Source organism: Clostridioides sp. ES-S-0048-02 (genome assembly GCF_020658495.1).
Classification (GTDB): Bacteria; Bacillota; Clostridia; order Peptostreptococcales; family Peptostreptococcaceae; genus Clostridioides.
In genome coordinates this window covers 166,676-178,463 of the sequence record NZ_JACVWH010000002.1, presented here as the reverse complement: position 1 = coordinate 178,463, position 11,788 = coordinate 166,676, and the positions used below count along the sequence as shown (strand labels likewise).

11 protein-coding genes are annotated in these 11,788 nt (G+C 28.4%); 4 read left to right on the top strand and 7 right to left on the bottom strand.

The features are described from left to right. Positions 1-111: 111 nt before the first annotated feature. The 3 genes from IC173_RS03690 to IC173_RS03680 form a co-directional block, all read right to left on the bottom strand. Positions 112-468 carry a DUF4180 domain-containing protein gene (locus IC173_RS03690; protein ID WP_227433881.1) on the bottom strand — a complete coding sequence of 119 codons (357 nt, stop codon included), beginning with the start codon at positions 466-468 and terminating at the stop codon, positions 112-114. A gap of 20 nt (positions 469-488) precedes the next feature. Continuing rightward, on the bottom strand, positions 489-950 hold the full coding sequence (locus IC173_RS03685) for a helix-turn-helix domain-containing protein (protein WP_227433880.1): 462 nt from the start codon (positions 948-950) through the stop codon (positions 489-491). Positions 951-1,280: 330 nt separating this feature from the next. After that, entirely contained in the window at positions 1,281-2,480 is a 1,200-nt protein-coding gene (locus IC173_RS03680) for a S41 family peptidase (RefSeq protein ID WP_227433879.1), read from the bottom strand. Between the two features lie 534 nt (positions 2,481-3,014). Here IC173_RS03680 and IC173_RS03675 point away from each other — a divergent pair. The 3 genes from IC173_RS03675 (at position 3,015) to IC173_RS03665 (ending at position 5,880) form a co-directional block, all read left to right on the top strand. Beyond that, positions 3,015-3,788: a sulfite exporter TauE/SafE family protein gene (locus IC173_RS03675; protein WP_227433878.1), complete on the top strand. Its 774-nt coding sequence runs from the start codon at positions 3,015-3,017 to the stop codon at positions 3,786-3,788. 14 nt (positions 3,789-3,802) lie between these two features. After that, the gene (locus IC173_RS03670) at positions 3,803-4,063 is read left to right on the top strand and encodes a DUF1254 domain-containing protein (RefSeq protein WP_227433877.1); all 261 of its coding nucleotides are present in this window, start codon (positions 3,803-3,805) and stop codon (positions 4,061-4,063) included. Positions 4,064-4,149: 86 nt separating this feature from the next. Next, positions 4,150-5,880: an alkyl sulfatase dimerization domain-containing protein gene (locus IC173_RS03665; protein ID WP_227481972.1), complete on the top strand. Its 1,731-nt coding sequence runs from the start codon at positions 4,150-4,152 to the stop codon at positions 5,878-5,880. A 176-nt stretch (positions 5,881-6,056) separates the two neighbouring features. Here the strand turns inward: IC173_RS03665 and xylA are convergent, their stop codons facing one another. Together xylA and xylB are read right to left on the bottom strand one after the other, a co-directional pair. Next, on the bottom strand, positions 6,057-7,394 hold the full coding sequence (gene xylA / locus IC173_RS03660) for a xylose isomerase (protein WP_227481971.1): 1,338 nt from the start codon (positions 7,392-7,394) through the stop codon (positions 6,057-6,059). Positions 7,395-7,463: 69 nt separating this feature from the next. Then, entirely contained in the window at positions 7,464-9,011 is a 1,548-nt protein-coding gene (gene xylB, locus IC173_RS03655) for a xylulokinase (RefSeq protein WP_413927174.1), read from the bottom strand. A 206-nt stretch (positions 9,012-9,217) separates the two neighbouring features. Between xylB and IC173_RS03650 the strand changes: the two genes are divergently transcribed. Beyond that, a complete protein-coding gene (locus IC173_RS03650; protein ID WP_227481969.1) occupies positions 9,218-10,399 on the top strand; it encodes an ROK family transcriptional regulator in 1,182 nt (393 codons plus the stop codon). Positions 10,400-10,874: 475 nt separating this feature from the next. Here IC173_RS03650 and IC173_RS03645 read toward each other — a convergent pair whose 3' ends face one another. Both IC173_RS03645 and IC173_RS03640 read right to left on the bottom strand, forming a co-directional pair. Continuing rightward, entirely contained in the window at positions 10,875-11,279 is a 405-nt protein-coding gene (locus tag IC173_RS03645) for a PTS sugar transporter subunit IIA (RefSeq protein WP_227830945.1), read from the bottom strand. Positions 11,280-11,299: 20 nt separating this feature from the next. Continuing rightward, entirely contained in the window at positions 11,300-11,782 is a 483-nt protein-coding gene (locus IC173_RS03640; protein WP_227855182.1) for a PTS sugar transporter subunit IIB, read from the bottom strand. Positions 11,783-11,788 lie beyond the last annotated feature (6 nt).

The following is an 11,788-nucleotide window of genomic DNA, read 5'->3' as shown; positions in this document are numbered from 1 at the left end:
AATTCTGAAAATATCATTTACTTATTAAATAATCATCATATATATGTATTTTATTTTTATATTCAATACTTCTAAATGCCTTACTTATATTATTTATTTTATTAATCTCCGTCATTTTAGATTTAAAATATAATTTTTAGCATCCTCAAAATTATCAAATAGTCTAAAATTATTTGATTTATTTAACTCTAACATTAGTTCTGAAAATCTTTTATTTATCCTATTTTTATCATCAACAATTGCAGCAACTTGTATCCTATAATTTATAAATTTTTGTATTGTAATACCTGCCAAACCTGTCTTTAAATTAAAAAAATTATCTGTAAGTGAATTCTTACTAAACATCAAATAATCTGTACCATGTTCCATACACAGTGATATAATATCCATGATTTCTTCTTCATTACTAAATTTACTATCTACAAAAATATATTTTTTATCCTTTTGTTCTCTTATATCGTAATTCATTTTAGTTCCTCATTTCTACTTTAAATATTTTCTATTAATAAAGATATAGAGCTTAACATTTCCTCAATAAACTTTATATCTCCCCATAACATAACCCTAAGCCTATTTTCATTTTCGGCATACTTCAAATTAATGGTAGAACCACTTGATATTGAAGTTGGATTATTTGTAAGTGCCAAAAGCAAATTTGATAAACGTGAATATTCATTATTAGATATATTATTTATCTCAACTACTGTAGATACATTAACTTTTGGGATGCTCGCTAAGTTTTCAGATGCATTTAACCTAAATTCTATACCCTTATCTTCATTTTCACTCTTTACATCCATAAAACTATTTAAATCCTCTTGTGATACTCTCCACTGCTTACCGAGTTTATTAGCTTTTAATTTCCCATCTTTTATAAACTTTCTTATTGTTTTATGATGCATTTCTAAAATATTCGCAACTTGGTCTATTGTATAAAACTTTTCCTCCATAACTACACTTACCTTTCATTTGATAATAATAATAATAATAATATATTAGTTTAAGAATATCAAAAAGTCAAATTTATTTTGTATTTTATTGCTATTTATTATATTTTATTGCTTTTTAATGCTCTATTGAAATTATTATAATCTTTGTATAGAGGTTCCAATCAAATTCTAAAAGGACAAATAAATCTTATAAAAAACTTCAAAACTTACATAAAAAAGTAACTCAAAATCATTTAAAATCATTTTGAGTTACTTTTTTACAATTTTTCTATAATTTTTAATGCTAAAGATAAATCTCTAAAATAATATCCAGCAACATTTAATTGTTATTTAATAATTGATATTTTCAAGCTTTAATACCTTTTTTATACTGTTATCATCTTTAAAATTTGTTGTTCTTTTACAGTCTTTTACTTTAAACTCAGGAATAGTTTTAAATTCTTCATCGCATATTCCGTCTTTGTTTAAATACATACAACTTGACATTCTAACTATTAAACCACTATTTTTTAACTCAAACAACACAGGGTCTATTCCTCCACCATCACCTCCAGTAGTTTCTCCTACTAAAGTTGCAAACTTAGTCTCTTTACAAAACATAGAAAACGACTCTGATGATGAATATACTTTTTCATCTACAAGTAAGTATATATTACCTTTAAATTCCAAATCATTATTAGTATTTATGGTATAAGAAGTTTTTTCAAAATCACTAAAATTTTTTAAAGTTTCCTTTGGTGCATTTTTCTTTACACCTACTGGTAGGTTTTCTATAGGCTCTAACTTTATATTTCTTGCATTGGTGTATTTTTTAACTATTTTATTATTATTTCTATAGAGTCTATAACCATCTATTTTTATATCATTTTTTATAAGTTTAGATACAATTCCTTTCCAATACCTATCACTTCCGCCTGAATTTCCTCTTATATCAATAATTAGAGTTTGATATTTTTCTAAAGTATTAACATAATCTCCTATCATTTTTAAATCCTTATCCATTGACCCATTTTGTGGTGACATTGATGGTAAATACATGTATCCAACCTTACCTTTAATTATATCTTCTAAAATCAGTTCTTTTTTTACAAAAATATCATTTGGTATTTTTATTTTAGTATTTATAGAATTATATCTATCTACAACTTTTTTGTCATTAAGAAAGTCATACCAATTATTATTAGAGTATGATTTTTTAAAAAGTTCATATCTGTTTTTATTATCTATTAACTCAGTATGTTTATTGTTTAATTCTGATAATATAGAGGATACTTCTTCTATAAACTCTTCATCACTTTCAGTATTTTTAATTCTTTTTATATATTTGTCCTTATTTTCTAACCAGTCAATATGATTAAGTCTCTTATTTACATCCAAGTAAGGATACCCTGTTTTTATAACATTATATACATATTTAAAGTCATCTATCTTTTCTTCCTCAGATAGTTGCTTCTTTTGGGAATAAGTATTATTACTTAGTAAAATTATAGATATACAAATAATTCCTAAAAACAATATTTTCTTTTTCATACAATTTTCATCAACTCTCCAAGTTTATATTTTAATAGCCTATATTATTATAACTATTCTACACTAATACTTATATTTTATTATAATTTATATTTCCACAAATATACTTAAAATTCGTCTTCTTATGATTCTATAAAAAGCCTCTAAATATATAAATATACTTGAATATGGCTACTCTAAAGTAAAATTACTATTTAAATAATTTTCTTTTATATCTAAGTACATATATTATTTTACAAAACTATCATAAATATTATAATTAATTTTTAACTGCAACCATACATACTGTAATCTTATTTGATATAGAATTTTCTATATTTTCTTTTAACAAGTCAATTATTTTTTATATAATCCTTTTTTATTTTCTACTATTAATATTACATAGTTTTATATTTCATTATAGATAATAGTATTTGTAAAAATATATGAATTATTTCAAATTTAACCCTTATTAAAAATAAATTATTTTACTGTTTTAGGGCATACTTACTATTAATAAAATTAGCATAAAACTTTAGGATAGGAGAAACACATATGATATTTTTCATCGTAGGATTTATTGCATCTATTGTAGGAGCAATTTCTGGACTTGGTGGAGGAATTATTATAAAACCAGTTCTAGATGCAGTAACTACACTAGATGCTTCAGTTATAAGTTTTTTATCAACTTGTGCTGTATTTACTATGTCTTGTTCAGCTGTTATTAAACATATTAGATATAAAACTAAATTTGAAAAACCAACAACTATATTGCTTGGAAGTGGAGCAATTTTAGGAGGTTTAATTGGTACTGAAATATTTGAATTTATAGTTGAATTTATTAACAAAGATAAACTTGTAAAAATAATTCAGAATGGACTTCTTTTTACTTTATTAATATCTATATTAATATACATAAATCTACCTAATAAAAAACAATTCCATATAAAGAATCGTATATTTATAATTTTACTTGGATATACTTTAGGAATGATTTCATCTTTTTTAGGAATAGGTGGTGGTCCTATAAACATAACAGCCCTGACGTTGTTTTTCTCGATGGATTTAAAGAACGCATCTGTTAACTCAATAATACTGATACTATTCTCTCAAGCTTCAAAAATAATAACTCTATTAATTTCAAACTCTATTCCTTTAGGTCTTGATATATCAATGTTATTATGCATAATACTTGCTGCAGTTTTAGGTGGGTTGTTAGGTACTGCTATTAATAAAAAAATAAGTAAGGCAAAATTAATCATTGCTTATAATGCTGTTATGTTGTTTGTAATAATAACATGTTCATGGAACATAGTAAGGTTATTTTAAAGGAGGAATTCTCAATGAATAAGAATGATTTACTTAAAATAGTTAAAAATACTTATATATATGGATATCCAATAGTAGGTATGTATGAATTGCTATATACACAGATTATGAATCCCCAAACTAAATTAACAAATTTTAATGAATTTGCTCATACTGCCACTGTAGCATCACCACAAACATCGTTTATACCAGCACCAAACAATGATACTACATACTCAACAGCTTGGCTTGACTTACGTAAAGAACCTGTAATAATAGAAGTACCTAACACTTGATAGATGCTATTTGTGGTAAATGGTTACCTCCTGTTGTTACTAGAGTAAACTAATAAAATTTTTAATATTTAAAAGGAGTTATGTCTATGAGTAATTTCGCTTATACTGAAAAATCGAAGTTTGTTAATCCTAGATTGACAGAACATTCTAAAACAATGGAACAAAAAATTTATAAAACAGGTGAAAATGTATATAGTGCTGTTGGATTTGGATTATCTTATCCAGTTATGATTGAAGGAACTGATGGCATTATAATCATAGACCCAGCTGAAACTATAGAAATGATGGAAGAAATAATGAAGGGCTTTCGTAAAATCACTGATAAACCAGTCAAAGCAGTCATAGTTTCTCATAATCATGGTGACCATTGGGGCGGTATGAGTGTCTGTGTAAGTCAAGAACAAAGCCAAAATAAAGAAGTTTTAGTTATTGTCGATGAAACATTTATAAAACATTTCTCTCAAGCTAGTGGGGAACTACTAGATATTAGAATGGGAAGAGCTGTTTGGATGTATGGTTCTATACTTCCCAAAGGAGAACATGGCTATGTTAACTTAGGTTGTGGACCTGTTTTATCTAAAGGTTCTAATAAATTTATTACACCAAACACATTTGTATCTGTTGAAAATGGATTGAAAATTACTATATCAGGTGTTGATTTAGAGTTATTCCACTGTGAGGCTGAAACTGAAGATGCTGTATGTGTATTTTTACCTAAAGAAAAGATAATGTTTGTTGGAGATGCTGTTCAAGGCGAAATATTTCCTAACATATATACTGTTAGAGGTACTGTTCGCGATGCTAAGAAATGGTATGCAGGAATTGATAAAATTCGTAATTATCAACCACATTATTTAGTTGGAACTCATATGAGACCACTACATGGTAAAGATGAATGTACTTCTCTTCTAACAGACTATAGAGATGCTATACAGTATACTCATGACCAAACAGTTAGACTTATAAATATGGGATATACTCCTGATTATGCAATAAATGAATTAGGACAACTTCCCCCGCATCTATTTCAAAGAGAACGTTTAGGTGAATTTTATGGAACTTTTAAACAAGGCATTAAAGGTGTTTATGACCAATATATAGGCTGGTTTAATGGTGAAGCAAGTAAATTAAATCCTATTTATCCTAAAGATGCAGCTAAAAAATATATAAAAATTATGGGTGGTCGTGAAGTAATATTAACTGAAGCTAAAAAGGCTATCGATGACAAAGATTATGAATGGGCTGCAGAAATATTAAACTATCCTATCCGTATAAATAATAACGATATGGAAGCTAGAAGCCTTAAGGCATCTGCTGTTCGTATGCTTGGATATCAAACAGAGAATGCCACTTGGCGTAATTGGTATCTAACTAGTGCAATGGCATTAGATGGAACTTTTGAACAGATAGTAAAACAAGGTGGAGCCAATGCAGGATTCCCTCCTTTTTCAAATTCATTTATAGGTCTAACATCCAAAGCTATGTTTGAATCTTTCAAAGTTAAGCTAAATGGTCCTAAAAGTTCTGCTGTTCATATAACACTACTAGCATGTGTAACTGATACTAATGAAGTATTTAATTTAGAGTTACGTAGAGGAATTATTGAAATACATGGTCAAGATAGTGATATAGAAGCTGATATTTCAATTGATGCTTCCAAAGAAATATGGGCAAAGCTAATAACAAAAGAAGTTAACATTATTGAAACTATTGAAAATGGTCTAGCAAAATGTAATGAACCACAAAAAGCCCAAGATTATTTGGACTTATTTGATGAATTTACTCCATTTGTAGATATGCCATTCTGGTTACAATAATTTTAAAGTGCCTATTTTGGATTTATTATTCAAATATAGGCGCTTTGTTGTAATTTAAATTAATTTTTTAGTATCTTTGGCCTCTTACTTTGCATCTTTAGTCTTCCACTTTAAAATAAAAGCTAGAGAATACTCCCTAGTTTTTATTTAATCAGTTAAGATTCATAACTATACAACTACTTGTTGCAAATTGTATCAACTTCATATATATACCTATTAAGTATGTTTTCTAACATTTCTTGTCTTCCAGACTTATTCTTTATAGTTGACATTTGTAGTGCATAAGTTTCTAATTCCTTAAATCCAACCTTACCTTCTACTATGTCTTTACCTATACCTTCACTAAAACTTACATATCTATCTTTAGTAAAGTTTTCAAATACTTCATCCTCTAATAATTTATGAGCTATTAATAATCCTTTTGCAAATGTATCCATTCCTGCAATATAAGCTAAAAATAAATCTTCTACTTCAAAAGATGCTCTTCTTACTTTAGAGTCAAAGTTAAATCCACCTGGTGCTATTCCACCTTGCTTTAACACTTCATACATTGCAAGTGTTGCATCATATATATTTGTTGGGAATTGGTCTGTATCCCATCCTAATAATAAATCTCCTTGATTTGCATCAACACTTCCTAAAACATTGTTTATTCTAGCTATATTTAACTCATGTTGGAAAGTATGACCTGCAAGTGTTGCATGGTTTGCTTCTATATTCATTTTGAAGTATTTATCTAAGTTGTACTTTCTTAAGAATCCTAAAACTGTAGCAGTATCAAAGTCATATTGATGTTTAGTAGGCTCCTTTGGCTTAGGTTCTATTAAGAATTGTCCAGTAAATCCAATTTCTTTAGCATAATCTACAGCCATTTTTAGAAATCTTGCAAAGTTATCCATTTCAAGTTCTGTATTAGTATTAAGTAAAGTTTCATAACCTTCTCTTCCACCCCAGAATACAAAGTTTTCTCCACCTAAATACTTAGTAACTTCCATAGCCTTTTTCACTTGAGCCGCTGCATAAGCGTAAACATCAGCATTACAAGTTGTAGATGCCCCATGAACAAATCTTGGATTACCAAACATATTAGCAGTTCCCCATAACAATTTTATACCTGTCTCTTTCATTTTAAGTTTTATGTACTCAACTATTTCATCTAATATTTTATTTGTTTCAGCTAAATCTTTTCCTTCTGGAGCTATATCTCTATCATGGAAACAGAAATACTCAATTCCCATCTTAGTCATAAATTCAAATCCTGCATCAACTTTAAACTTTGCTATTTCCATTGGATTTGTCATGTTATTCCAAGGTCTATCTACTGTACCTACTCCAAATGGGTCATTACTTTCTCCACATAAAGTATGCCAGTAACTCATTGCAAACCTTAAGTGCTCTTTCATAGTCTTATCTCCTACTACTTGTTCAGGATTGTAGTATCTAAATGCTAACTCATTTTCAGAATTTATTCCTTCAAATTTTACTTGTCCTATTCCTTTAAATATTTCACTCATTTTATATCCTCCCAATGTTTTACACATATGATGTATGTAATATTTTTTATTAGTTTAAACCTGTTTTAATTATTTATCTTTAAAATTAACTGCTTCATCTAACATCTTAAAATCATCTTTTAAAGACTTGTATAATTTTTTATACAATTTGTGATATCTCTTGTACATGTCCACATTTTCATTTATTGGTTCTAACTTAGTTGAAGTTTTTATTATGACATTGCAAGCTTGTTGTATATTTTCATATATTCCTGACCCTACTAGTGCAAGAATTGCAACTCCCAATGCTGGACCTTCACTTGAGTTTATAGTATATACATCTTGATTAAACATATCTGCCTGCATCTGTCTCCAGACTTTACTTTTACCTCCTCCTCCAGAGGCTCTTACTTCATTAACGTCTATATTAAGGCTTTGTATTATATCCATACAATCTTTTAAACTGTATGAAACACCCTCCATAATTGCTCTTGCCATTTCTTTTTTAGAGTGCATTGGAGATAATCCAAAGAACACTCCTCTAGCATAAGGGTCAAGATGAGGAGTCCTCTCTCCCATCATATATGGTAAGTAAAGTAATCCATTACATCCTGATGATACCTGACTTACTTGCCCATTTATAATTTCATATACATCTTTCTCTAAAGATTTTGAAATTTCTATTTCTCTTTGGCAGAAATTATCCTTAAACCATTTTAATGATAATCCTGCCCCTTGAGTAACGCCCATAACATGCCATGTATTTGGTACTGCGTGACAGAAAGTATGAACTCTACCTTCTTTATCAACTTTAGGTTCTTTTGTATATGCAAATACCACCCCTGATGTGCCAATAGTAGATGAAACTACCCCTTCTTCAACTATTCCATTTCCTATAGCTCCTGCTGCTTGGTCTCCAGCTCCACCTACAACTATTGTTCCTTCTTTAAGCCCTGTTAAGTCTGCTACCTCTTTAGTCACATACCCTGTTATTTCTTGAGATTCATAAACTTTACCTAAAAGGTTTTTATCGATATTTAACTTTTCAAGTACTTCATCACTCCAATTTCTTTTACTTATATCAAGTAACTGCATACCACTTGCATCTGATACTTCTGTAGCATACTTTCCTGTCAACTTGTATCTTATATAATCTTTTGGAAGAAGTATTTTATTAGTATTTTTGTAAATATCAGGTTCGTTATTTCTAACCCATAATATTTTTGATGCTGTAAAGCCTGTAAGTGCTGGATTAGCAGTTATTTCAATTAATCTTTCTTTTCCCACTAAGTCAGTTATCTCTTCACATTCTTTTATTGTACGTTGGTCACACCATATTATGGAGTTTCTTAATGTATTACCTTCTTTATCTAGCATAACTAGACCATGCATCTGTCCTGATAATCCAATTCCTTTTATATATTCACTACTTATATTTGAACTTTGAATTACATGTCTTATAGATTCTACTACAGCTTTCCACCAGTCATTAGCATCCTGTTCTGCCCAGCCTGATTTCTCTTGTATAAGAGGATATTCATATGTACAGCTTTCTATAGTATTTCCTAGTTTATCAAATAAGACAGTTTTCGTACCTGATGTACCAATATCTACACCTAATACATACTCCAATTTAATCCCTCCTTGAGATAGTACTTATAATTATCGTTTTCCTATTCCAATTTTTTTATGTTTAGATATATTTTACTTGCTTTATTTTTGTTAGTATATTAAACTAACTTATGAACTAATAATAAAATATTTAATTATCTTTGTCAATGCAAAATAACCTTTTATTTTTAACTAAAAAGTATTACAATATTATTTTAAGGAGGAATATCAAATTGGTTACTGATAAATACACTATTCGAGAAATGAATGAAAGATTGGTACTTGAACAAATTATAAAAAATGGTCCTATTTCTAGAGCGAGTATCGCCTCTACCATAGGATTAAACAAAGCAACTATATCTGCTATTACCAAAAAACTTATTGATGAATCTCTAGTCCATGAAATAGGAATTGGAAATAGCACTCATAGCGGTGGAAGAAAACCCATACTTTTAGTATTTAATAAATGTGCAGGGATTTCTTTAAGTATGGATATTGGATATGACTATATATTCTCTTCTCTATCTTATTTAGATGGAACTATTATAAAGTCAAAGAATTTGACAGATATACAGATAAATAAAGATAATGTCATACAACTAATAGATGAAGTGATAAATAGTTATAATATATCCAAAATAGATACTCCTTATAATGTAATAGGATTCACTCTGGCTATACATGGAATTACTTGTGAAAATAAAATACTGTTTACTCCATATTATAATCTTAATGAGATTGATTTATATAGTATCCTTAGTGAAAAATACGACTTCCCTATTCATATAGAAAATGAGGCAAATTTAACAGCTTTAGCTGAGAGTACTTTCTCAACGATACATAGTTCACTACTTAGTCTTAGTATTCACAGTGGATTTGGTTCAGGCATTATAATAAACAATAAATTATATAATGGTAGAAATGGTATGAGCGGCGAAATTGGCCATACTATTATCATGCCTAATGGTAAACCCTGTCCTTGTGGAAACCTTGGATGTTTAGAACAATATTGTTCAGAGAAAAAAGTATTTGAGCAACTTTCTTCTTTAGAAAATATCCCTAAGATGGATTCTAATATGGTAAAACAGCTATACTATGCAAATAATCAAAATGCTAAAAAAGTTATTAAGGATTTTTGCAGTTACTTATCAATAGCTATAAATAATGCTATTGCAACCTATGCTCCTGAGATAATCTATTTAAATAGCCAAATAATTAGAGATATACCTGAGATATTACAGATTACAAAAGATATGTTAGTTAGTTCTTTTAACAAAGGTATAAATATAGAAATTTCATCATTAGGGTCTGAGGCATCTCTATATGGTGGTTCTGCTGTAAATATCAAGAGCTTTTTAAATATACAAAATTTAACTTTGATGAACGAAATAAATGATAAAATAACTACACTATAATGAGTAATCTAAAAACTAGCTTAAAAAGCTAGTTACATTTTTTAATACCTAAACGAATTCAAGCCCATTACTTATACTATAATTGTAATGGAACACTGAAAAAGGTAACTACATCTAAATCGACATTTACAACAGATGAATCACTTCATAAATCACTTTATTTAATAACTTCCAGTATTATATATAAGTGAATTCAAAGTTTTAGAACCTGACCTAAAGTATTAAATCGATTAAATATTCATCTTAATGAAATATTAGTTACAGTCATTATTAAAGTCAAAAAAATTAAGAATAGCTTTATATAGATGCTATTTTTATAAAGATGGTAATAATCTTAAATAAGGGTTATGACTACACAGCCATAACCCCTTTAAAGTATAAATTCTAAAATTAAATTTATTCTGGAGTTTACACAAGATTATTTATATTCTCTTTCTCAGAAGTTGTACATTAATTAGATATTAATATAAAGTTTCTATTCATCATCAGATAATAAACTCATTATAGGTTCAACTATAGAAATATTGTCTTTACCTATCTTCTCTAACTTTACTGCTAATTCTTTTGCATCTGAAAAAGCTGATTCAATAACCATACCTAAATTTAACCCTGAAATGATTTTAATTCTACTATCAATACTGGCCTCTAATAAAGCAGCATTACATGGCGTTCCACCAATTAAATCCACCATTATAGTTATTTCTGAACTTTCTTTATATACTTCTAAAGCTTTTTTTAGTTTTTTTATTGTTCCTTCAATTCCATCATCCTGTTTCATATTTACAGTAGGATAATCTATAGTATCCCCTATTATCATTTTTGCAGAATTCAAAACTTCTTCAGCCATATTTCCATGACTCATCAAAATAATACTATTCACTTTAATACACCTCTCTAATTTTATAAAATATCTACAAGATAAGTTTTTTTGTCATCAGGTGTCATTATAGTTGTAATTTCAATTCCTTCATCTAGGAGTTTTCTAAATGCTTCCTTCTCTTCTTCTGTAACACTGATATTAGGTTTTAATACTGTTGTATCTTTTCTACTTGACATATTTCCTACATTTATACTATGTATTTTTAATCCTGCCTCCACAAATGGAATAAGGTCAACAGGAGACTTGACAATTAATAATACATTTTGTCCTTCATACTTCCCAGCAGTAATATTTTTTATAGCAGTTTCTTCTGTAATTATAGACGATGCTATTCCTGCAGGTGTAGCCATTCTTAAGACTTGTTTTTGCACAGAATTATTAGCTACTGCATCATTTACTACCATTAATCTTGTAACACTTAATTTATTACTCCACATAGTTGCAACTTGACCATGGATTAAACGGTCATCTATACGAATATTTTTAATTCCCTTCATTTCCATATCTAA